Raw genomic sequence first — 22289 nt, forward strand, 5'->3', positions numbered from 1 at the left:
TCGTTTGCGACACCGACTGATTCGGTGATCGCTTTCGAGGCTAGGGACGCGGCAGGCAGGTCACGAACTGCCGTCTCGATCAGTGGAAGCCCCGGCTCGGGGCGTCGCCGGGACGCTGGACGTCTCGCTGACCGGGATCGCTTCTGTCCGAGCAGTGCACCCGCTGGCAACGTGATCGACCATGACGACTGACTCGAGTTACGAGGGCACCCTGAAGGAGCTGAACACCGACCTCGGCGTGCTTCGCTACCACGAGGCCGGCGACGGCCCGCCGCTCCTGCTGCTGCACGGCTCCGGCCCCGGCGTGACGGGGTGGCGCAACTTCCGCGGCAACCTCGACGTCTTCGCCGAGCACTTCCGGACCTTCATTCTGGAGTTCCCCGGCTTCGGGGTCAGCGACGACTTCGGTGGGCATCCGATGCTCACGGCCACCGACGCGGTCCTCCGATTCCTCGACGGGCTCGGAATCGACGAGGTCGCACTCCTCGGGAACTCGATGGGCGGCATCGTCGCCACCCAGTTCGCCATCGCGCACCCCGACCGGGTCACCAAACTGATCACCATCGGCGGGATCGGCAAGAATCTCTTCAGCCCAGGCCCCGGTGAGGGCATCAAACTCCTCATGGAGTTCACGGACGACCCCACACGGGAGCGGCTGATCGACTGGCTGCATTCGATGGTGTTCGACCCCGCAATGGTCACCGAGGAACTTATCGAGGAACGCTGGACACAGGCCACCGAACCCGACACCCTCGCCAGCGCCCGCAAGATGTACAGCCGGGCAGCGTTCGAGGCGAACACCCGGGCGGCCCTCGAGTCCGACGCCACGCCCTACTGGGCACAGCTGCACAAGGTGAAAGCCCCCACCCTCCTCACGTGGGGTCGCGACGACCGGGTGAGTCCCGTGGACATGTCGATCATCCCGATGCGGCTGATCCCGAAGGCGGAACTCCACGTCTTTCCGAACTGCGGGCACTGGGCGATGATCGAGCAGAAGACGGCGTTCGAGAGTGCCGTCCTCGCCTTCCTGCTCCGCAAGGAAGGTGGCGACCGATGAGCGCCGGCTCGCAGACCTTCGACACCACCGTCGATTTCCTCGTGGTCGGCAGCGGGGGCGGCGGAATGGCCGCCGCGATCACCGCCGCGCACCGCGGGCTCGACACCCTCGTGATCGACAAGGGCACGACGTTCGGTGGGTCGACCGCGATCTCAGGTGGCGGAATCTGGATCCCGAACGCCCCGACCCTGCGCGAGAAGGGCGTCGTCGACTCCCGCGAGTCGATTCGCCGCTACCTCGACATCATCACCGAGGGCCGGGTGTCGGCAGACCGTCTCGACGCGTTCGTCGACAAGGGCCCCGAGCTGATGGAACTGCTCGACCGCAGCCCGCACATGAAGCTCTACTGGGTGAAGGGCTACTCCGATTACCACCCCGAGTACGACGGCGGCCGACCCCTCGGGCGGACCATCGAATGCAAGCCCTTCGACACGAGGGCATTGCAGGACGACGAGCGGTACCAGCGGCCGAACAGCATGAAGGGCCCGCTCGGACTGTGGGTGACGTCCAAGGACTACCACGACCTCGCCATGGTGAAGCGCACCTGGAAGGGACGCAAGGCGTCGCTGGTGGCGGCCTGGCGGGTGGCGTCCAACGTGATTCGTCGTCGTCACATGGCGACCGGCGGACGCGCACTGGTGGCCAGGATGCGCATGGTCCTCAAAGATGCCGGCGTCCCGCTGTGGTTGCAGACGTCGATGACGGAACTGATCGTCGACGACAGCGGCGCTGTCGTGGGAGTGGTCGCGAAGCGCGACGGCAATACCGTCCGGATCGGTGCAAAACGCGGGGTGCTCCTCGCGACCGGCGGCTTCGAACACAACGAAGACATGCGCGCCGAGTACCTGCCCAAGCACGGTGTCGCGAACATCAGTGCCGGAGCCAAGGAGAACACCGGCGATGGGATTCTCGCGGGTCAGAACCTCGGCGCGGCAGTCGATCTCATGGACGATGCGTGGTGGATGCCGTCGGTGATGCATCCGATGGGCGCCGTGATCCCGCTGGTGTCCGAGCGGTGCATTCCGCCGTCCGTGATCGTGAACGGCCGCGGCGAACGCTTCACCAACGAGTCGTCGCCGTACGTGAACTTCGTGCACGATCAGCTCGACGGAGGCCATGTTCCCGCCTGGTTCGTGATGGACTCCAAGGCGAAGTCGCGCTACCCGTTCGCGCAGGTTCTGCCGGGTGTGCCGTTCCCCCAGGGCTTTTACGACTCCGGTGTGGTGCACAAAGCCGACACCCTGCGCGACCTCGCGGATCAGATCGGCGTGAAGGCCGACACTCTGGTGGCGACGGTCGACCGGTTCAACGGCTTCGCCCGCACTGGCAGGGACGAGGATTTCGACCGCGGCGACAGCGCGTACGACCGGTACTACGGCGACCCGACGATGAAGAACCCGTGCCTCGACGAGATCACCCAGGGCCCTTTCTACGCCATCCGCTGCGAGGCCGGCGACCTGGGCACCAAGGGTGGACTCGTCACCGACGCCGACGCGCGGGTTCTCCGCGAGGACGGTTCGGTCATCGACGGCTTGTACGCCACCGGCAACACCTCGGCCTCGGTGATGGGCAACGAATACGCCGGTGCGGGCGCGACCATCGGTCCCGCCATGGTGTTCGGCTACATCGCCGCGCAGCACGCCGCCCAGGCCGGTGACCTGCGGCGAGAGACTCGCTCACACGCGGGCGAGGTGGCCTGATGCTGAGCGAGCGGCAGAGGCTGGATGCGGCCCGGTCCCTGAGTGATGCCGAACGGGACCGGGCACCCATCGAACCGCTCACCTCGACCTACCCGGACATCGACGTGGTCGACGCCTACGAGATCGCGCTGATCAACATCCGCGCGCGGCTCGATGCGGGGGAGACGGTGTACGGCCACAAGGTCGGGCTGTCCTCCGAGGTCATGCAGAAGATGATGGGCGTCGACGAGCCCGACTACGGACACCTGCTGTCGAGCATGGTGTACGCCGAGGGAACCCCGATCGACACCGCCCGGTTCTGTTATCCGCGCATCGAGGTGGAGATCGGTTACGTGCTGGGCGAGACGCTGCCGGGGGAGTGGTGCACCGAGGCGGACGTTCTCGCGGCCACCGAATACATCGTTCCCAGTATCGAACTCATCGACTCACGCATCACGGACTGGAAGATCGGGCTGGCCGACACCATCGCCGACAACGCGTCGTCGGCGGGAGTGATCCTCGGCGCCGGACGGGTGGAACCGTCGAGCGTGGACATCGGCGCCATCTCGGCCGTGCTCTTCCAGGGTGACGAGGAAATTGCCCGCGGCGAGGCGTCGGCGGTGCTCGGCAACCCGACGAAGGCCGTGGCCTGGCTGGCACGGAAGGTCGCGAGTTTCGGAGTGCGACTCGAGGCCGGTCACGTGATCCTGCCCGGCTCGTGCACCCGGGCGATCGATGCCCGTCCCGGCGACGTGTTTCGCGCCGACTTCAGTGACATCGGCTCCGTATCAGTAGAATTCAAGTAAGGGCGAAAATTGTGACCAAGGCTCTCGCCGCGATCGTCGGATCCGGCAACATCGGCACCGACCTCCTGTACAAGCTCCTGCGTTCGGACATCATCGAACCGCGTTGGATGATCGGTGTCGATCCGGACAGTGAGGGACTCAAGCGTGCGGCCGATCGGGGCGTGGTCGCCAGCGCCGACGGTGTCGACTGGCTGCTCGCCCAGGACGAACGCCCCGACATCGTCTTCGAGGCCACGTCCGCCTACGTGCACCGGGTGAACGCCCCGCGCTATCGGGAGCTGGGCATCCAGGCGGTCGATCTCACTCCCGCCGCGCTCGGTCCCGCGGTCGTGCCGGCCGTCAACATGGGCGAGCACCGGACTGCGCCCAACGTCAACCTCATTACCTGCGGCGGGCAGGCCACCATCCCGATGGTGTACGCCGTCTCCCGGATTACCGATGTGGCCTACGCCGAGATCGTCGCCAGCGTGGCGTCCCCGTCCGCCGGACCCGGTACCCGCGCCAACATCGACGAATTCACGATCACCACGAGTCGGGGTATCGAGACGATCGGCGGGGCGAAGAAGGGCAAGGCCATCATCATCCTGAATCCGGCCGAGCCGCCGATGTTCATGAAGGACACCGTGTTCTGCGCCATTTCCGCCGACGCCGACCGGGATGCGATCAGCACGTCGATCCACGACGTCGTGTCGTCCGTGCAGTCCTACGTGCCCGGTTACCGCCTGCGCGCCGAACCGCAGTTCGACGACCCGACACCGATCAGTGGTGGGCTCGCCCGGGTCGGCATCTTCCTCGAGGTGGAGGGCGCCGGCGACTTCCTGCCGCCGTACTCGGGCAACCTCGACATCATGACCGCCGCCGCCACCAAGGTGGGCGAGAGCTTCGCGACGCAGATCCTCGGCGCGAGCGTCTGAACGCGTCCGTTACCACTCACTCTTCGAAGGAATACCGATGCCTTACAGCGCCGATCTCGACATCCGGGTGACGGACTCGTCCCTGCGCGACGGTTCCCATGCCAAGCGGCACCAGTTCACCGTCGACCACGTCCGCTCCATCGTCGGGGCACTCGATGCCGCCGGCGTTCCCGTCATCGAGGTCACCCACGGTGACGGGCTCGGCGGTTCCTCGTTCAACTACGGCTTCAGCCACACCCCGGAGCAGGAGCTGATCAAGGCCGCCGTGGAGACGGCGAAGCAGGCGCAGATCGCCTTCCTCATGCTCCCCGGCTTGGGTGTCCAGTCCGACATCCGGGAGGCTGCCGACAACGGTGCGCGCATCTGCCGGATCGCGACCCACTGCACGGAGGCCGACATCTCCGTCCAGCACTTCGGGCTCGCCCGCGACCTCGGGCTCGAAACCGTCGGCTTCCTGATGATGTCGCACAGCCAGCCGCCCGAAGCGCTCGCGAAGCAGGCCCGGATCATGGCCGACGCCGGCTGCCAATGCGTCTACGTGGTGGACTCGGCGGGTGCGCTCATCATGAACGGTGTCAGCGACCGGGTCGCCGCGCTGGTGTCCGAACTGGGGGACGACGCACAGGTCGGCTTCCACGGACACGAGAACCTCGGCCTCGGCGTCGCCAACTCCGTGCTCGCCGTCGAGGCCGGCGCGCTGCAGATCGACGGGTCCACCCGGCGCTTCGGCGCGGGCGCGGGTAACACTCCGGTCGAGGCCTTCGCTGCCGTCACCGAGAAGCTCGGAATCCGCACCGGCATCGACACTCTGAAGATCATCGACGCCGCCGAGGACGTGGTGCGGCCGATCATGGACGACGATTGCCTTCTCGACCGGCTGTCCCTCACGATGGGATACGCGGGCGTCTACTCGAGCTTCCTCAAGCACGCCGATGCGCACGCCCGCCGGTACGGGGTGTCCGGTGCGGAAATCCTCATCGAGGCCGGCCGCCGCAAACTGGTCGGCGGGCAGGAGGACCAGCTGATCGAAATCGCGCTCGGTCTCGCGGACCGGCAGGCCGCGAGCGCCGCTGTTGCCGAGAAGAAGTCCGCCTAGGCGCCTGACCGGGTGCCCAAACCAGAAAGCCGAGATCATCATGGGTCAGGTTCTTGACAGGATCGAACAGTTCGCGGACGAAATCCGCGCGGAAGGCGCCGAGGGCGACAAGCTGATGCGCCTGTCGGACACCTCCGCCAAGCGGTTGCGCGACTCCGGCGTGATGCGGATGCTGCAACCCAAGGAATACGGCGGCCACGAAGCCCATCCTCGCGAATTCGCGGAGACCACGATGGGGATCGGTGCCATCGACGGCGCAGCCGGGTGGGTCAGCGGCATCGTCGGCGTCCACCCGTGGGAACTGGCGTTCTTCGACCGCAAGGCCCAGGACGAGGTGTGGGGCGCAGACCCCGACATGTGGATGGCCTCCCCGTACGCGCCGATGGGTGTCGCCGTGCCGACCGACGGTGGCTACGTCCTCAACGGACGCTGGTCGTTCTCTTCGGGCACCGACCACTGCGGCTGGATCATGATCGGCGCCGCTGTCGGTGATGCCGACGGCAACCGGGTGATGCCGCCGAAGATCCTGCACGTGCTCCTGCCCCGTTCCGACTACGACATCGACCAGGACAGCTGGAACGTCGTGGGCCTGCGCGGCACTGGGTCGAAGGACCTGATCGTGAAGGACGCGTTCATTCCGCAGCACCGGACGTTGCAGGCGGACAAAGTGTTCGACGGGTCCGCGCCGAAGGAATTCGGACGTACCCAGACGCTCTACAACTTCCCGTTCTCGTGCATCTTCCCGCTCGGTATCACCTCCTCGCTGATCGGCATCGCCGAAGGCGCGCTGGCGTGCCACCTCAACGCGCAACGCGAACGGGTCACCGTATCCGGCACCGCCATCAAGGAAGATCCATACGTATTGTTCGCGATCGGCGAGGCGGCCGCGGAAATCGCAGCGTCGCGCGCCGCGATCCTCGAGACCGTCGACCGGTTCTGGGACATGACAGAAAAGGGGCAGGACGTCACGTTCGAACTGCGTGCCATCGGCAGACGCACCCAGACAGCGGCCGCCTGGCGTGCGGTCCGCGCAGTCGACGAGATCTTCGCCCGCTCCGGCGGCGGCGCGCTGCAGCTCAGCACACCGATGCAGCGGTTCTGGCGTGACGCCCACGCCGGACTCTCCCACGCCATCCACGTGCCAGGGTCCATCTACCACTCTTCCGCACTCACCCAGCTCGGCGGCGAACCGCAGGGTGTGCACCGCTCCATGATCTAGGCGCTCCGCGCCCGTGCGCCTTTTTGGTAGCTGGAACAACCAGAAAGGCGCACGGGTGGCGGTGCCGCCCTCAGGAAAGGGATTCTCCATGACAGACATTCGAGGACTCGGTTACCTCCGGATCCAGACGACGGACGTGCCGCGCTGGCGCGAGTTGGTGGTGGACGGGCTGGGCATGGCGATGGGTTCCGGCCCGGAGCCGGACGGCCTGTACCTGCGGCTCGACGAGCGGCGGGCCCGACTGATCGTGCTGCCCGGCGAGAAGGACAAGGCCTTGGCCGTGGGGTGGGAGGTCCGCGACCAGTTCGCCCTGCAACGGGTGCGTGAGCAGGTCGAGAAGTCGGGTGTCGCCGTTGACGTTCTGTCCGAGGACGAGGCACGGTACCGCGACGCCGAGCAGGTCATCGCATTCGACGACCCGTCCGGGACGCGGGTGGAAGTGTTCTTCGGGCCGGTTCTCGACCACAGTCCGGTGGTCACCCCCCACGGTGGCCGGTTCGTCACCGGCGCACAGGGTCTGGGACATGTAGTGCTCCCGACCCCGGCGTTCGAGGAGGCCTACACGTTCTACACCGAGGTGCTCGGTTTCCTGCCGCGCGGTGCCATCCGCCTCGGGCCGCCCGATGCCCAAGGTCCCGCCCGCCGGGTCCGCTTCATGGGAGTCAATCAGCGTCACCACAGTCTCGCGCTGTGCCCGGCGCCGCACGGCGGCGAACCCGGGATGGTGCATCTGATGACGGAGGTCGACACCCTCGACGCCGTCGGCCAGGCACTCGACCGGCTCGGCAAGCTCGGATTCTCGATCTCCTCGACACTGGGTCGCCACACCAATGATCGGATGGTCTCGTTCTACGTGCGGGCTCCCGGCGGCTGGGACCTCGAGTTCGGTACCGAGGGAATGCTCGTCGACGAAAAGTATTACACCGCCGAGGAAATCACCGCCGACAGTTACTGGGGCCACGACTGGTCCGGGTCCGAGCCACTGGCAGCGTTCTCATGAACTCGGCGCGTACCGGGTTCGGGGCGGTGGCGGCTCTCGTCGTGCTCACCGGCGCTGCGTGCTCGACCGAGCCCTCCGAGACGACGACGGAACCGGATGTGCTCCGGGCGGGCCAATTGCTCACGTCCAGTGCGGTGACCGACGCTCCGGCATTGCCGAGTGCCGCCCGCAACGAGCTGATCACCTACACCTCCCAGGATGTGAACGGTGATCCCGTGGTGGTGTCGGGCACCGTCGCATTGCCGCGCACACCGGCACCCGAGGGCGGGTACCCGGTGATCAGCTGGGCACACGGCACCACCGGTGTGGCCGACGCTTGCGCGCCGTCGGCGGACTTCCCGGGCGGCCCCACCCACGCCTATCTGACTGAGGTCGACGCCTCCCTCGACGACTGGGTCGAGCAGGGTTTCGCCGTGGTCCGCACGGACTACCACGGGCTGGGTACGCCGGGTATTCATCCATATGTCAACGGTGACACCGAGGTCAACGCCGTCGTCGACATCGTGCGGGCCGTGCGTGAGTTGGATCCGGCGGTCGGCTCCCAGTGGTTCGTGGTCGGGCACAGCCAGGGTGGGCAGGCGGCGCTGTTCACTGCCGCCCAGGCCGGGGAGCGGGCACCGGAACTCGAGCTGAAGGGTGCGGTGGCGATTGCGCCGGGCAGCGGCCTCGACCAGACGCCGCAGTACTTCCGGTCCGGTGTGCCAGGAATCGAAGCGGCGGAGGCGTTCTTACCGCTGATTCTTCTCGGGGCGCAGGCTGCGGACCCATCTATCGACCCGTCGGCATTGCTGACCGAGCAGGCCCAGCTCCTGCTCGCCGCCGCGCGAACCGGTTGCCTCGACGACATCCGCAAGGTGCCACCGGTACCCGCCGGGCAGGTTTTCCGTCCGGACGCCGATCTGGGGCCGCTCACGGAGTACCTGACGCGTCAGGAACCCTCGCAGGTGGATGTCCAGGTGCCGACGCTGATCACACAGAGCTCCGGTGACAGGGTGGTGGCCAAGCCGTCCACCGATCTGATGGTGAAGACGTTGCGGGACAGGGGGAACGACCTCGAGTACGTGACGTACGAGGGTGCGGATCACCGGGCCACCATCGGAGCTTCGCAGGCCGACGCGCAAAATTTCGTCAACGGCAACCTCGACCGCTGAGGATGCCGGGTCTCGACACCACGACCGTCAAGGGAGTTGACAATCGGCTGGTGATGCCTGGGTCCCAGGTCGCGAGCCCAGGGGTTTACACCCAGGTCAGAGACGTCGGAGAAAGACTGAGAATCCACTGCTACAAGCCTATGCAGAAGCCAACAGGCGTGCGACTGTGCTCGGACGCGCCTCGAACAGAGACTTTTCTTCTCCTGTAGGTGCCGACTTGTTGATTGGCCGTCGGGTGGGCTGCACCAGATCGAGGTCCTACGCAGACTCCTCGACCACAGGGGAGCTGAGCTGAAGTCCGAGTGTCGCGAGAGTAGCGTGCGTGAGTTCTGCAGGGAAATCTCGATATTGCCGGAGATGCGGGATCCGCACGCAGTCGTCGATAACCGTCTTGGCCGTCTTGACCAGTGTTGCTGCGCGTGCCTCAGACAGGTCGGGGCGGGCGACCGACAACCAGCGCTGCCACTCAGCAATGTAGTCGGCCTGGACGCGGTCGATGCGCTCGCTGACGGTGGCGGGCAGGTAGAGCCGCTCGGTGAGGGAGACGGCCAACAGGTCGGTCTCCTCGAGTGCTATGCGGACGTATCCCTGGACAAGATGGGGGAGCATTTCTTCGTCGGGGCACCGGGTACGCATGGCTCGCGTCATCTCCAAGGCCAGCCACTCCTGGAGCCGGTTCACGGTGGCGACCAGAATGTCGGCCTTGTTGTCGAAGTATCGGTAGAGGGCCGGGCCGACGATGCCGAGCTGACCGCCGATGTCGTCGATGCTCACGCCGCCGAACCCCTTGTCACGGAATGCCCTTGCTGCGGCATAGATTAACTGCTCACGCCGTGAGATCGAGGTTCTGTGGACCTCGTTGTCAGGCGGCGCGTCGGCCGCGACAGCGGCGGGCTCGTTGATGACCCGCTTGCTCGCTGCGATCAGGTCCTGGGCGAGGCGTGGGCGCGAGAGGGTGCTGGCGTAGAGGCCAGGACCGGAAACGATGCTGACCACGACCCAGCTTCTGATGTCGGCGGCGGCTTCGTTGAGGTCGTCTCGCTCGGAGTCGATGAGGAGCGCCTCGAACTTCTCGGCGATCCATCGGGTCTGTCGTCGGACCAGTCGGTAGTCGTCGGCGTCGAGGTGGCGGGCCTCGCGTTGCCACAACAGGGATAGTTGACGGCTCTCCAGCGCGGAATTGGTCAGTGCGGTGAGACTCGCATCGAGACCCCGCTCGTCGGCCGGCTGCTCGGTGAGGGCAGTGAGCGTTTCGATGACGCGCTGTTGATCCTCACGCACCACGTGGGCTAGCAAGGCCTGCTTGTTCGCGTAGTGACGGTAAAGGGCGCGCGCCGTGATGCCGCTCGCTTCGGCGATGTCCTCCATTCGGACGGCGTGGAAGCCACGGGAGCTGAAGAGCTCACTGGCGTTCTCGGCAATTTCCACTCGCCGTGAGCGAGGTCGGTGGGTACCTGACTCTGTAGTGGCGGCATCCATAGCTGCAGTCTCCCCTTCTTCTGCCTCGGCATACTACTGAGGGGGTCGCCTGGCCCGGGCCGTCAGGACGGCCCGGGGCGACGGGAGACTACGTCGAGATATGAGAGGTCGAGGCGCTGGGCGCGGCCGGCGCACCCACGCGTCCGACCTCGGCGGCCGTGATGACCGCGCTCGAGCGCCCTTCGAGGAAGTCCTCGAGCGTGGTGGAGTTGCAGCTCATATAGAGTGTGGCGAGGTCGTCGCCGCCGAACGCGCAGGCGACCGCCTGGGCTCCGGAGACCGGCACCTTGTCGGTGATCTCGCCCCCCTCGATCACGCGGTAGAAGCCGCTGTCGTCGCCCATCGTGAGGGCGTTCCCGAACCAAACACCGCCGTCGGTGTCGAGAGCGATGCCGTCGGGGTTGAACGATTCCTCGAGCTGAGCCCAGACCCTCTGCTTCGACAGCGATCCGTCCGGTTCGATGTCGAAGGCGGTGATCCTGTGCCGGAACGTCTCGGCCACCAGCAGTGCTCCGCCAGGCGTAACGGCCATGCCGTTGGGGAAGAGGACGTCGCCGTCGACGCGGCTCAGGTTGCCCTGGGGGTCGATGTGCGCGAGTGCTGTCGGTCTCGGGACCTCGGACCCGATGGCGAATCCGAAGTTGCCGACGTAGACGTGACCGTCTGCATTGACGAGCATGTCGTTCCCTGGTCCGCCTGCGATGCTGCTGAAGTCGGCGAACGTGCTCACGGTCGCGTCCGCGGCGATCCGTTGGATGGTGGTGTCGGTCTGCGACACCACGAGCGTCGATCCGTCCGCCAGGAAGCCCAGACCAGATGGGACGCCGGGGATTTCGGCGATCGTCGTCGCAGATCCGTCATCGGAAAATTTCAGCACCTTCTTGCTGAAGAAATCACTGGCCCAGAGTGCGCCGTCGTGCCAGCGCAGACCTTCGAGGAACTGGTGACCCGATGCGAACTCGGTGAGGCTGTGCAACTTCATTGTTCACTCCAATGGTGGGTTGATCGGTTGTCAGCTGACGACGTGCTCGGCGAGACCTGACTCGGCTCTCTCGCGTGTCAGGTCACGGAGCTTGAATTTCTGCACCTTGCCGGCGGGGTTGCGCGGGAGTTCATCGAGCAAAATGAGGCTCTCGGGGAGCTTCTGGCGAGCGATCTGCCGGGCCGCGAGCCACTCGACGATCGCGGGCAGTGTGACGCTCTCACCCGGCTCGGGAACGACGACCGCGCAGACCCGCTCGACGAGGACCGGGTCTGGCGAGGACACGACAGCGACATCGGCGATTTGAGGGTGCTCGAACAGGTGGTCCTCGATCTCTTTGGCGCTGATGTTCTCGCCGCCGCGGATGATGATGTCCTTCTGCCGGCCGACGATCTCGACGAAGCCGTCGGCGTCGATGTGCGCTAGGTCACCGGTCCGGAACCAGCCGTCCGGGGTGAAGGCGGCGGCATTTAGTGAGCTGTCGAGATAGCCCAGGAACAGCTCCGGTCCGCGTACCTGGAGCTCTCCGTCCGGTGCAAGGCGGAGCTCGGCCTCGCCGATGGCCCGCCCGTCGGTCTGTGCTCGCTTGCTGACGGCGTCTGACTCGTTGCTGGCAGTGGCGGTCGGGTATTCGGTGGATCCGTAACCTCGGCTGACCATGCAGTTCAGAGTCGAGGTCGCGGCTCGAATCAACTCCGGAGGCACGTCGGCCCCCCCGCAGGCGAAGACGCGCAGTGAACTGGTGTCGTAGTCGGACAGCGATGGCTGGTGGAGGATTCCGTGGAGGAACGGGGTCGCGGCCACGACGAAGCTGCAGGAGTGCTCCTGGATGAGCTCCAGTGCCTGCTCCGGCTTCCAGATGTCGAGGAGGACGACGGTGCTGCCGAGCATGAACGGCAGCTGCATTCCGTAGAGGACGCCGATGATGTGGCCGACCGGAGAGGGCATGAACACGACGTCGGATGCGGAAAGACCGAAGAAGTCGATGATGCTGCGGTTCTCGTAGTCCAGCGTGTTGTGGCTGTGCAATGCGCCCTTGGGCGCCGATGTCGTGCCGGAGGTGTAGAGCAGCAACGCGATGTCGTTCGCGTCGCGCGGGCCGTGATCGACGGGATCGGTCTGGCCCTCGTCGAGCAGGTCTTCGAACCGGACGTGAGTGTTGTCGGAGTCGGTGCCCACCACGACGACGGTCTGCAGTTCGGGGACCTCGGCGCGGATCTCGCCGATCATGGCGGGGTAGTCGAAGCCGCGGAACTCGTCCGGGACCACGACTACCTTCGATGCCGCCTGTCGCAGGATGAACGCCGTCTCTTTGGACCGGTAGATCGGAATGATCGGATTGCTGACCGCCCCGATCCGCAACGCGGCTAGATGGACGACGATCGCCTCGACCCAGTTCGGGAGCATCCACGACACCACCTCGCCGTGGCCGACCCCGCGTGCACTCAGCGCGGAGGCGAAGCGGTGCACGGTGCGATCCAATTCGCGGTAGGTCCAGGACCGACCCCGGTCGATAACAGCCACCTTGTCCGGTGCCTTTATAGCGACGTCGGTCAGGTAATCGTCGACCAAGTTCCCCGCCCAGAACCCCTCCTCGGTGTTCCGACGGACGCGATCCTCGTCGATTCTTGTTGCTTTCACTTCTGCCTCTCTGGTTCGTTCGGTACGACGTCGCGTGCGGAGTTGCCGGAATCGGCCGTCGAGTCGGAGGCCAACAGGGCGGCACCGATCCGCTGTCGGAGCTCGGTCTCGTCGCCGTACCACCCACGCAGGGCGAGCGCGTGCTTGTAGTACCAGCTCACGTCGCTCTCGGTCGTGAACCCCATGCCGCCATGTAGTTGTATCGCGTCCTCGCAGACGCGCACCGCCGCTTCAGCGGCATGGGCCTTTGCGGTTGCTGCCAGCATGTCCAGCTCGGCTACGGATGCCCGGTCTGCAGTGGCAAGGGATGCCAGGCACAGGTTCTTCAGGCCGGCCGACCGCGCGTGCATGTCGGCCGCGATGTGTTTGACGGCCTGGAAGCTCCCAATGGGACGATCGAACTGTTCACGCTGGGTGAGGTACTCCACGGTGTGTTCGAGGCTGCGCTGGGCGACCCCGCTGAGCTCGCACGCGATGAGAAGTCTGGCCCAGGAGCGGATGCGGGCGACGAGTTCGTTGTCGGCGGGTCTGATCGGCGACACCCCGTCGGCGCGAACTCCGCTGAGGACGACGCGGGCGAACTCGGTCGCGGGGTCGGCGCTGTCGAGGTCCTCGATGCGCACGCCAGGGTCCGTCGGATCGACCAGGCACACGGCTGAGCCTGTGTCCGCTTCTGCGACCACCACCAGCAGGCTCGCCTGCCGGGCGAAACGGACCGCGTTGACCGTGCCGGTGAGCTGTTGCTCACTCAGCGTTACCGACCCGAGGTCTTCGGCCCAATCAGTGGTGACGCCGGGGTCGACGAGCGCCAGCGGAACTCCGGTCTCGACGGAGGCTGCGACGGCAGGTGCTGAATTCCAGTCGTCGGGCCTTTGCAGCATGGCCGGGAGCAGGATGTCCTCGAGCAGCGGACCGACGACGAGGTGTCGTCCGAACTGCATGAACACCGGGCCGAGTTCCGAGAGCGGTGCGCCGAGACCGCCATGGCTCTCGGGCACGGCGAGCGCATACCAGCCTAGGTCGGCCAGCTCAGCGGCGAAACTTGGTTCCCACCCGCCGCTTTCGAGGAACTTGCGGCGCCGGTCGCCGTTGTAGGCGCGAGTGAGATACTCGTCGACGGCTGCGCTGAACTGCGCAGAGTTTTGGTCGCTGTCAGCCACGGGGAAGTCCTAGAAGTCGCTCGGCGATGATGTTGCGCTGGATCTGTGACGTGCCGCCGTAGATCGAGGCGGCACGCGAGTACAAGTGCTCGTGGGCCCAGCGCTCGGACTGCAGACCGTGTGGTCGTGAGCCGGGTACCGCGCGCAGTGGCCCGAGAAGGCCGGCGATCTCGGAGAAGACGATCTGCTCGATCTCGTTGAGCAGCAGCTTGTCAACGGAATCGACCGGCGTCGGCCCGGCATCGGCGATCAGCCGGGCAGTGGTCTGACGCGTCTGGGCGTCGAGGACCCGCAATGCGACGTGGGCGCGGCCGATGGCCGCCCGGGCTCTGCGGTCGGCCTCTGGGCCGTTGGCACCGCGCTGTCGCAGCTGGGTGACCGCGTCATCCAAAGCGACCTCGCACTCGACCCGGCGTCGCAGTGTGGCGCCCGCGCGTTCGGTGCCCAGCGTGTGCATAGCGATCGACCATCCCTCGTTCAGGCTGCCCAGCAGGTTCTGGCGAGGTACTCGGACCTCGTCGAAGAAGACCTCGCAGAACTCTCGGTCACCGGTCATCTGCTCGATGGGACTGGTCGTGATGCCGGGACTCGTCATGTCGACCAGCAGGTAGCTGATACCGGCTTGTTTGCGCACGGACGTGTCGGTGCGGACCAGCAGGGCACACCATTGCGCCATGTGCGCCCAGCTCGTCCAGACCTTCTGGCCGGAGACCACGAAATCGTCACCGTCGACCACCGCCCGGGTCCGCAGCGAGGCCAGGTCGGACCCGGCGCTCGGCTCGGAAAAGCCCTGGCACCAGATGTCGTCTCCGGACAGGAGCCGCGGGAGCAGTTCGGCACGCTGCCAGTCACTTCCGTAGAGGTCGATCGACGGCCCTACGACATCGAGCCCGATGAGTCCGATGGGCTGGGGCGCCCTGGCTCGCACGAGTTCCTCGACGAATACCAGTTGGTGCATATGGGAGAGTCCCTGGCCGCCCGCCTCCTTCGACCAAGCGATGCCGATCCACCCGGCCTCGAACAGGGACTTCTGCCACTGTCGCAGCACCTTGAACCGGCCGTCGAGGTCGAGCGGTACATGGGGCGGCTCCGCCTCTGCGAGCCATGCCCTGGCCCGCGTTCGGAAGGAGTCGAGGGATTCGACCTGTGTCGTCATCGTCACGTTCAACGTCCCGTGTAGATCGGCGCGCGTCGCTCGAGGAACGCGTTGACCGCCTCTTTGGAATCCTCGTAGCCGGACAGTTCGCGTGTCAGCCCTTGTTCGAACTCGTAGCCCAGTTTCAGGTCCATGTACTCGATGCCGTTGAGACTGCGTTTGGCGAGCTCGAGAGTCACCGGGCTGTGTCGCGCAATCGAACGCGCCAGGGCTTGCGCGGATTCGAGCAACTGCTCCTCCGGGACGATCTCCACGATCCCGCCGTACGGCAGTAGCTTCTCAGCCGGGTAGAGGTCGCCGGTGTAGTGCATCAGCCGCACCAGACCTTGAGGCACCAGTCGCGAGAGGTGTTTCGCTCCGCCCAACACGCCGACGTTAACCTCGGGTGTCGCGAATCGTGCACCCTCGGCCGCGATGACCAGGTCGCATGAGCCCGCGATCGCGAGTCCGGACCCCACCGCCACACCGTGGACTGCTGCAATGACCGGAAGCGGAGAATCGTAGATCGCCCAGAACGCCTCACGGGCAAGCTTCAACCGTTCCGGCGCGTTGTCCGGGTCCATGGTCTGGAAGTCGGCGAGGTCATTGCCCGCACAGAAGTGCCTACCACTGCCGGCGAGCACAGCGACCCGGGCATGCGGGATGTAGTCGACTGTGTGGCTGAAGAACTCGCGGATCTCGCTGTACAACTGCTCGTCGGTCGCGTTGACCGGCGGCCGGTTCAGCCATACGGTGGCGACCGGGCCATCCTGCTGCCACTCGATGTATGTCAGGTCTTTCATTTTTGTCGGTTCCTCACTTTGGTCCGGTCAGCCGTTGAAGGCCGCTGCGAATGCCTCGAGCTCGCGGGGGATATCCCGGCCGGCGGGCTGGTAATGCACGAAGGAGCACCCGCTCTCCTCGAGCTCCGCGAATCTGTCGCGCCACTCCTTCGGCGTGAGTGCGACACCCGCGCCAACCATCACCTCACTGGTGATGAAGGGTCGGTCGATGTCGTTGACTCCGACCACATGGCGATCGTGCAGCGCGATGTGGCGAACGTTCTCGGGGATGTGGTCGTACGCCGCAGCCCAGACCCGTCCGCCCTCGCCGAGCAGTTCGTCGATCACGCCGTGCTCAACCGCCCAGTGCAGGTAGAGCCCGGCGGCGTGGCCGGCAGCGTCGATCGCCCTCTCGGAACCCGGGTCTTCACCCTCGTCGAGCACCGTCCCAATGAGCATCATCATCTGCCGATCGAACCCAGGCTCGGGAGTGGTGATTCGGAACAGCTCGGCACCGAGGTCCTGCGCGACTCGGGTACCTTTCGGGCCCTCCCCGGCGACACCCCAGGCCACCGAGATCGGAAGAGTCGGGCCGAAGCGCTCATCGGGGTGGATCATCTGCATGATCCCCCCCTCCCACTCAACCTGCTCACCACGCAGGAGGGATTGCACTGTCTGCGCGTAGTGCTTCACTGCCGCCCACGGCACCGGCGGCTGTCCCATGGACAGGCGCCCCGTGAAGCCGCTTCCAATCCCCACCATCACGCGCTCCTCTCCCACGGCCTTCACGAGGGTCGTGATCGCTGAAGCCGTCACCATCGGGTGCCGCAGGCTAGGGATCAGCACTCCTGTCCCAAGCACGATCCGGTCGGTCAATTCCGCGGCCCGGTTCAGCTCCATCCAGACATCCGGATAGAGCGCCGGAGAGTCATAGCAGAGCGCCCTTTCGTAACCGAGGCTCTCGGCGATGCGGATGTGCTCTGGGGTCTCCAGCGACGTTGCGAACGAGCATCCCAGCTTCATGGTCAGGTCTCTCTCAGTCGTGGTGGACATACGTCCTCGGAATTGATGGTGTCTGACATCACAAAGTGTGGCTCTTGGAGCAGGCATTGTCAATGAGTAATAACTTTTTCTCGCCTCTCGAATCTTTGATGCACGGACAGATTTCGAGGTTAGGGTCGGACCGTAGAGCGACCGAGTTGCTCTACGCACGTCGACGAATCACCGTTTATTGCAGGACTGAGAGGCTATTAACGCTGAGGCAACTCAGGTGCTCTATCGCATCGACCCGCCGGCGCCCGGCGGGTACGCAACTGGCCTGTCGTTGCCAAATGTCCATAGGCGCTCACAGAAGTGAGCTCGACACTGCGAGGTGCTCGACGCCTGCACTCGCGTTCCCCACACACGTTCCGGGGCTTCGCCGAGGAGCTCGACAGTTTCCCGCTAGGCCGAGACCCGCGGGCAGTACTCGGTCCGTAGCTGACGATTTGGACCTGACATGGAGCGGGCCGATGCCGATGGCCAACTCCACGAGGTGTTCGACGGAAGGACTGGAGCGATGGGTTGGGACTATCGGATACCGATCACTCGTCGAACGTCTCCACCAGGTACGCGCTGAGCGCGAATTCTCTGGCCCGAACTCTCGCTTGTGCTGCCTGGATCAGGCAGCGCTGCATCCGATATAGCAAGAGGTCGGGTCGAATCAGGAGTCTGGTGCAAGCAACTACAGCGTGAAGTAGCAGGACGGGCATGGACGTCTCCCCTCTTAGGGCAGGTTTCGTGGAGTGGTGTACGGGTCGGGTCGACGTGTCTGGCTGAAAGTGAGGGGTGATGACTCGTAACGGACCCACTCTCGCGTCAAGTCCTCGGCTATGCGTATGTGTTGCGGCCTCGGAAACGCGAAAGCTCCCGTCCGTCCACTTAGCCGCTGATCGCGCATACCTGGCTGGCGGCACCCCGGGACTTGCCGTTCGGCAAAGTCGTGTCGTGCGGGGCAAGCACGGCGTCGAAATTATCTCGCGAGGCCGCCTGGGATGCACCAGTGGTAGATGCGCGACGCGGCGGGAATCCTAATACTCGCTCGCGCGCTGAGTCAATGACTAGTAACGCAAACGACGATAAACTACCGGGGCTTCTGTCGCCGACGCATCACCCGACAGCGCTAGGGATATGCCACGCCTCATATCGCGGACCATGCTCGCCAGCATGGGCGTAGCAAACGTCAGAGTCATATAACTCCAGTTCAAGCGTGTTTTCTGGTGTTTGCGCGAAACCCAATGTAGGCCTTTGGCGTGTGGCTCAGCTGGCCCCACCGTCAGGTGACGCGCTTCTCATCGATCTCACGCTCGCGTATTGCCTCATCCGCATGGTCCATGGACGCTAACTCAGTTCCAGTGTATTCTGCCTCATGTGGTCGTCCTGACGGGATCATCGTCCTGACGTGGTCGGCCCGTCTGTGACGCGCACACGGACCGGATCGTTGTGGGCCCGAGCGTTGCAAGTGGCACGGTTTCACGGCACGTCCGCAAGAGATGCCGAGGTATCGGAGCGGCTGTCGACGCATCCGGCCGGGGATGATGACCTGCGACCGTCATCGGTCGCGATCCGTGCGGCTGAAAAACGAGGGGTTGCCTCAGCTCGCTCGCAGACCGTACACCACTTGCTGATGCACGAATCTCTGCCGAACCCGAATATCTTTCGGAACGCCTAGTCATAGACAGGACATGTCGTGATTGAAAAGTGCTCGATGGCCGCTGACGTTCCGACTTCGTCGGCTATGCGGCGTGTGTTGCGGCGTGCCCGGGACGGTGCGACGTTGAATGTCGACGAGGCCACTGTTCTGTTGCAGGCGCGTGGTGATGATCTGGTCGATCTGTGTGCGTCGGCGGCGAAGGTGCGTGATGCGGGGTTGCTGGCGGCGGGCAGACCCGGGGCGGTCACGTATTCACGCAAGGTGTTCATTCCGTTGACGCGGTTGTGCCGCGACAAGTGTCATTACTGCACGTTCGTGACCGTGCCGGGCAAGCTGCGGGCCGAGGGCCGGGGTGCGTATCTCGAGCCGGACGAGGTGCTCGAGATCGCCCGCCGGGGTGCTGAACTGGGGTGCAAGGAGGCCCTGTTCACGTTGGGTGATCGTCCCGAGGATCGGTGGCCCGAGGCCAAGCAGTGGCTCGACGAGCGCGGTTACGATTCGACGCTCGACTATCTGCGGGCGATGTCGATCCGGGTGCTCGAGGAGACTGGGCTGTTGCCGCACCTGAATCCCGGGGTGATGAACTGGGAAGAGATCTCCCGCCTCAAGCCGGTGGCGCCGTCGATGGGGATGATGCTCGAGACCACGGCCACCCGGTTGTTCACCGACAAGGGTGAATGCCATTACGGCAGCCCGGACAAGGATCCGGCGGTGCGGCTGCGCACGCTCACCGACGCGGGGCGGTTGAACGTGCCGTTCACGACGGGGATTTTGGTGGGTATCGGCGAGAGCGTGCGCGAGCGGGCCGAGTCGATCATGGCGATCCGCAAATCGCACAAGGCGTTCGGGCACATTCAGGAAGTGATCATCCAGAACTTCCTGGCCAAACCGGATACCGCGATGCGCGATGTCCCCGATGCCGGTCTCGACGAATTTCTGGCGTCGATTGCGGTATCGCGGTTGCTGCTCGGTCCGGGGATGCGGATCCAGTCACCGCCCAACCTGGTCTCGAACACCGAATGTGCGGCGTTGCTCGGTGCCGGTGTCGACGACTGGGGTGGGGTGTCGCCGTTGACCCCGGACCATGTGAACCCCGAACGGCCGTGGCCGAATCTGGACACCCTGGCCGAGATCACCGCGCAGGCCGGGTTCGTGCTCACCGAACGCACGGCGGCGCAGCCACAGTTCGTGCTCGCCGGCTCGCCGTGGATCGATCCGCGGATCCTCGGGCACGTGCAGGCCCTCGCCGACCCGGATACGGGGTTGGCGCGGCCGGAGACGGTCCCGGTCGGGTTGCCGTGGCAGGAGCCGGACGAGTCGTGGGAGTCGACCGGGCGGGTGGATCTGCACACCGGAATCGACACCGACGGCCGCAACACCGATACCCGCAGCGATCTGGGCAGTGCGTTCGGGGACTGGGAGACCGTCCGTGAGCAGGTCCTCGAACTCAGTGGCCCGGTGCGGGTGGACACCGATGTGCTGGCGGCGTTGCGCAGCGCCGAACGCGACCCGGCCGGATGCACCGACGACGAGTACCTGGCGTTGGCCACGGCCGAGGGTCCGGGTCTCGAGGCGATGGTGGCGCTGGCCGACGCCCTGCGCCAGGAGGCGGTCGGCGACGAGGTCACGTATGTGGTGAACCGGAACATCAACTTCACCAACATCTGCTACACCGGCTGCCGGTTCTGCGCGTTCGCGCAACGCAAGGGTGATGCGGATGCGTTCACCCTGTCGACGTCCGAGGTCGCGGACCGGGCCTGGGAAGCGCACGTCGCCGGGGCCACCGAGGTCTGCATGCAGGGGGGTATCGATCCGGAGCTGCCGGTCACCGGGTACGCCGATCTGGTGCGGGCGGTGAAGAAGCGGGTGCCGTCGATGCACGTGCATGCGTTCTCCCCGATGGAGATCGTCAACGGTGCCGCCAAGGGTGGGCAGAGCATCCGGGACTGGCTCACCGAATTGCGGGAGGCGGGTCTGGACACCATCCCGGGCACGGCCGCGGAGATCCTCGACGACGAGGTCCGCTGGGTGCTGACGAAGGGGAAGTTGCCCACGGCCACCTGGGTGGAGGTGGTCACCACCGCGCACGAGGTGGGGCTGCGGTCGAGTTCGACGATGATGTACGGCCATGTCGACAACCCGAAGCACTGGGTGGGGCATCTGCGGGTGCTGTCCGGGATCCAGGACCGGACCGGTGGTTTCACCGAGTTCGTGCCGTTGCCGTTCGTGCATCAGAGCGCGCCGCTGTATCTTGCGGGTGCCTCGCGTCCGGGCCCGACGAACCGCGACAACCGCGCGATGCACGCGCTGGCCCGGATCATGCTGCACGGGCGGATCCCGAACATTCAGACCAGTTGGGTCAAGCTCGGTGTCACGGGTACTCAGGTGATGTTGCAGGGCGGTGCCAACGATCTCGGCGGCACCCTGATGGAGGAAACCATCTCCCGGATGGCCGGGTCCGAGCACGGTTCCGAGAAGACCGTCGCCGAACTACGGGCCATCGCCGAGGGGATCGGCCGCGCGGCACGCGAGCGCACCACCACCCACGGTCCGACACGCTCATGAGCGGTCAAGCAGAGTGGGCAATTACCGTGCCATTCAGAAGCCTCGAGGTCGCCAAGACCCGCCTTGCGGTCGCCTGCCGGGAAGATCTTGCTCTGGCCTTCCTTCGGGACACGCTGGCCGCCCTGGCGGCCAGTCCTCACATTTCCTCGGTAGTCGTCGTCAGCAGGGATACCGAATTGTCGGAAACAATCGGTGTTCCGGTCATCGAGGACCAGGGAAGTGGGATCGACGACGCAGTTGTGACCGGCCAGCGGTGGCTGCGCGACCTTGGCCACCAAGGCGATTACGCTGTCATCCTGCCCGACCTGCCAGCGCTGCGCACAATCGACGTTGACACCGCTCTTGGCGCGGCCAGCCGACTGCCTCGCACCTTCGTGCCTGACTCGACAGGCAAGGGCACAACATTCCTGACCACCCGGCAGGACACCTTCAGCACGGCGTTCGGAAACGACTCGGCGCAGCGACACGTGGGGTTGGGTTACCACCCAATCTTGCTTGGTGTTCCCTCTCTGCGTCAGGATGTCGACACCATCGACGATCTGGCCCGTGCCGCCCGGATGGGGGTCGGCCGGCATACTCAACGACTGCTGACTACCAACGACGAACTCCAAAGCTTCTCGCTCGATGCCCACCGTGCACCTCACTCCTGCACCGGCATCGTTCAGAAACGAAGGCTAAGACGGACCCTCTGACCGCAGAACGGCGCTCAGCCCCGGTTTGCCCTGTCGGCTGGACTCGGTTAACTCGCCGGTTCCACGAGGTCCTCAAAGCCGAAGCAGCCGGGTCGCTTAGTGCCGAACTCGCCGCCGAAATTGCGCGCCGTGTCGACGCCGACCTGATGACCGCCCCGGACGCCGCGGTCCTGATCGCCATCACCGCCCTTGCCCACAACTGGGTCGGAGGCGGCGCAGTCAGGGTTGATTCGGGCTTT

17 protein-coding genes are annotated in these 22289 nt (G+C 65.5%); 10 read left to right on the top strand and 7 right to left on the bottom strand.

Features of this window, described 5'->3' with window-relative positions:
* The first annotated feature begins 181 nt into the window (after positions 1-181).
* The 8 genes from GFS60_RS00570 (at position 182) to GFS60_RS00605 (ending at position 8922) form a co-directional block, all read left to right on the top strand.
* Positions 182-1057, top strand: coding sequence for an alpha/beta fold hydrolase (locus GFS60_RS00570; RefSeq protein WP_159918528.1), 876 nt, complete (start codon positions 182-184; stop codon positions 1055-1057).
* Complete coding sequence (locus GFS60_RS00575) at positions 1054-2757, top strand: FAD-binding protein (protein WP_159918529.1); 1704 nt, start codon at positions 1054-1056, stop codon at positions 2755-2757. The genes GFS60_RS00570 and GFS60_RS00575 overlap by 4 nt, the downstream gene beginning before the upstream one ends.
* Positions 2757-3542 (top strand): 2-keto-4-pentenoate hydratase, encoded by a 786-nt coding sequence (locus tag GFS60_RS00580; protein ID WP_159918530.1) that lies wholly within the window; start codon positions 2757-2759, stop codon positions 3540-3542. The genes GFS60_RS00575 and GFS60_RS00580 overlap by 1 nt, the downstream gene beginning before the upstream one ends.
* 8 nt (positions 3543-3550) lie before the next feature.
* Positions 3551-4456, top strand: coding sequence for an acetaldehyde dehydrogenase (acetylating) (locus GFS60_RS00585; protein ID WP_201453582.1), 906 nt, complete (start codon positions 3551-3553; stop codon positions 4454-4456).
* Positions 4457-4493: 37 nt separating this feature from the next.
* Complete coding sequence (gene dmpG, locus GFS60_RS00590) at positions 4494-5552, top strand: 4-hydroxy-2-oxovalerate aldolase (RefSeq protein ID WP_159918532.1); 1059 nt, start codon at positions 4494-4496, stop codon at positions 5550-5552.
* A 40-nt stretch (positions 5553-5592) separates the two neighbouring features.
* Positions 5593-6771: an acyl-CoA dehydrogenase family protein gene (locus GFS60_RS00595; protein ID WP_159918533.1), complete on the top strand. Its 1179-nt coding sequence runs from the start codon at positions 5593-5595 to the stop codon at positions 6769-6771.
* A gap of 88 nt (positions 6772-6859) precedes the next feature.
* Positions 6860-7771, top strand: a complete 912-nt coding sequence (gene bphC / locus GFS60_RS00600) for a biphenyl-2,3-diol 1,2-dioxygenase (protein WP_159918534.1) — start codon at positions 6860-6862, stop codon at positions 7769-7771.
* Positions 7768-8922 carry an alpha/beta hydrolase family protein gene (locus GFS60_RS00605; protein WP_159918535.1) on the top strand — a complete coding sequence of 385 codons (1155 nt, stop codon included), beginning with the start codon at positions 7768-7770 and terminating at the stop codon, positions 8920-8922. The genes bphC and GFS60_RS00605 overlap by 4 nt, the downstream gene beginning before the upstream one ends.
* Before the next feature lie 258 nt (positions 8923-9180).
* Here GFS60_RS00605 and GFS60_RS00610 read toward each other — a convergent pair whose 3' ends face one another.
* The 7 genes from GFS60_RS00610 to GFS60_RS00640 all read right to left on the bottom strand — a co-directional run bounded on the left by GFS60_RS00610 (position 9181) and on the right by GFS60_RS00640 (position 17154).
* Positions 9181-10350 carry a TetR/AcrR family transcriptional regulator gene (locus GFS60_RS00610; RefSeq protein ID WP_236603333.1) on the bottom strand — a complete coding sequence of 390 codons (1170 nt, stop codon included), beginning with the start codon at positions 10348-10350 and terminating at the stop codon, positions 9181-9183.
* Between the two features lie 139 nt (positions 10351-10489).
* Positions 10490-11383: an SMP-30/gluconolactonase/LRE family protein gene (locus GFS60_RS00615; RefSeq protein ID WP_159918537.1), complete on the bottom strand. Its 894-nt coding sequence runs from the start codon at positions 11381-11383 to the stop codon at positions 10490-10492.
* 30 nt (positions 11384-11413) lie between these two features.
* Positions 11414-13024, bottom strand: coding sequence for an AMP-binding protein (locus GFS60_RS00620; protein ID WP_159918538.1), 1611 nt, complete (start codon positions 13022-13024; stop codon positions 11414-11416).
* A complete protein-coding gene (locus GFS60_RS00625; RefSeq protein WP_159918539.1) occupies positions 13021-14184 on the bottom strand; it encodes an acyl-CoA dehydrogenase family protein in 1164 nt (387 codons plus the stop codon). The genes GFS60_RS00620 and GFS60_RS00625 overlap by 4 nt, the downstream gene beginning before the upstream one ends.
* Positions 14177-15340 (bottom strand): acyl-CoA dehydrogenase family protein, encoded by a 1164-nt coding sequence (locus tag GFS60_RS00630; protein WP_159926763.1) that lies wholly within the window; start codon positions 15338-15340, stop codon positions 14177-14179. Before GFS60_RS00630 ends, GFS60_RS00625 begins: the two co-directional genes overlap by 8 nt.
* A gap of 8 nt (positions 15341-15348) precedes the next feature.
* Positions 15349-16122 (bottom strand): enoyl-CoA hydratase-related protein, encoded by a 774-nt coding sequence (locus GFS60_RS00635; protein WP_159918540.1) that lies wholly within the window; start codon positions 16120-16122, stop codon positions 15349-15351.
* A 27-nt stretch (positions 16123-16149) separates the two neighbouring features.
* Positions 16150-17154, bottom strand: a complete 1005-nt coding sequence (locus GFS60_RS00640) for an LLM class flavin-dependent oxidoreductase (protein ID WP_159918541.1) — start codon at positions 17152-17154, stop codon at positions 16150-16152.
* Positions 17155-18847: 1693 nt separating this feature from the next.
* On the opposite strand from GFS60_RS00640, the gene GFS60_RS00645 reads away from it, so the two are divergent.
* Both GFS60_RS00645 and cofC read left to right on the top strand, forming a co-directional pair.
* Positions 18848-21358, top strand: coding sequence for a bifunctional FO biosynthesis protein CofGH (locus GFS60_RS00645; protein WP_159918542.1), 2511 nt, complete (start codon positions 18848-18850; stop codon positions 21356-21358).
* Entirely contained in the window at positions 21355-22050 is a 696-nt protein-coding gene (gene cofC, locus GFS60_RS00650; protein ID WP_159918543.1) for a 2-phospho-L-lactate guanylyltransferase, read from the top strand. The genes GFS60_RS00645 and cofC overlap by 4 nt, the downstream gene beginning before the upstream one ends.
* Positions 22051-22289: the final 239 nt, after the last annotated feature.

This window comes from Rhodococcus sp. WAY2 (assembly GCF_009859915.1).
GTDB classification, from domain to species: domain Bacteria; phylum Actinomycetota; class Actinomycetes; order Mycobacteriales; family Mycobacteriaceae; genus Rhodococcus_F; species Rhodococcus_F oxybenzonivorans.

Excerpts from the sequence above, each read along its gene's own strand:
- GFS60_RS00570 (WP_159918528.1), top strand. The coding sequence starts at position 182 with ATGACGACTGACTCGAGTTACGAGGGCACCCTGAAGGAGCTGAACACC.
- GFS60_RS00575 (WP_159918529.1), top strand. The coding sequence starts at position 1,054 with ATGAGCGCCGGCTCGCAGACCTTCGACACCACCGTCGATTTCCTCGTG.
- GFS60_RS00580 (WP_159918530.1), top strand. The coding sequence starts at position 2,757 with ATGCTGAGCGAGCGGCAGAGGCTGGATGCGGCCCGGTCCCTGAGTGAT.
- dmpG (WP_159918532.1), top strand. The coding sequence starts at position 4,494 with ATGCCTTACAGCGCCGATCTCGACATCCGGGTGACGGACTCGTCCCTG.
- GFS60_RS00595 (WP_159918533.1), top strand. The coding sequence starts at position 5,593 with ATGGGTCAGGTTCTTGACAGGATCGAACAGTTCGCGGACGAAATCCGC.
- bphC (WP_159918534.1), top strand. The coding sequence starts at position 6,860 with ATGACAGACATTCGAGGACTCGGTTACCTCCGGATCCAGACGACGGAC.
- GFS60_RS00605 (WP_159918535.1), top strand. The coding sequence starts at position 7,768 with ATGAACTCGGCGCGTACCGGGTTCGGGGCGGTGGCGGCTCTCGTCGTG.
- GFS60_RS00615 (WP_159918537.1), bottom strand. The coding sequence starts at position 11,383 with ATGAAGTTGCACAGCCTCACCGAGTTCGCATCGGGTCACCAGTTCCTC.
- GFS60_RS00630 (WP_159926763.1), bottom strand. The coding sequence starts at position 15,340 with ATGACGACACAGGTCGAATCCCTCGACTCCTTCCGAACGCGGGCCAGG.
- GFS60_RS00635 (WP_159918540.1), bottom strand. The coding sequence starts at position 16,122 with ATGAAAGACCTGACATACATCGAGTGGCAGCAGGATGGCCCGGTCGCC.
- GFS60_RS00640 (WP_159918541.1), bottom strand. The coding sequence starts at position 17,154 with ATGTCCACCACGACTGAGAGAGACCTGACCATGAAGCTGGGATGCTCG.
- GFS60_RS00645 (WP_159918542.1), top strand. The coding sequence starts at position 18,848 with ATGGCCGCTGACGTTCCGACTTCGTCGGCTATGCGGCGTGTGTTGCGG.
- cofC (WP_159918543.1), top strand. The coding sequence starts at position 21,355 with ATGAGCGGTCAAGCAGAGTGGGCAATTACCGTGCCATTCAGAAGCCTC.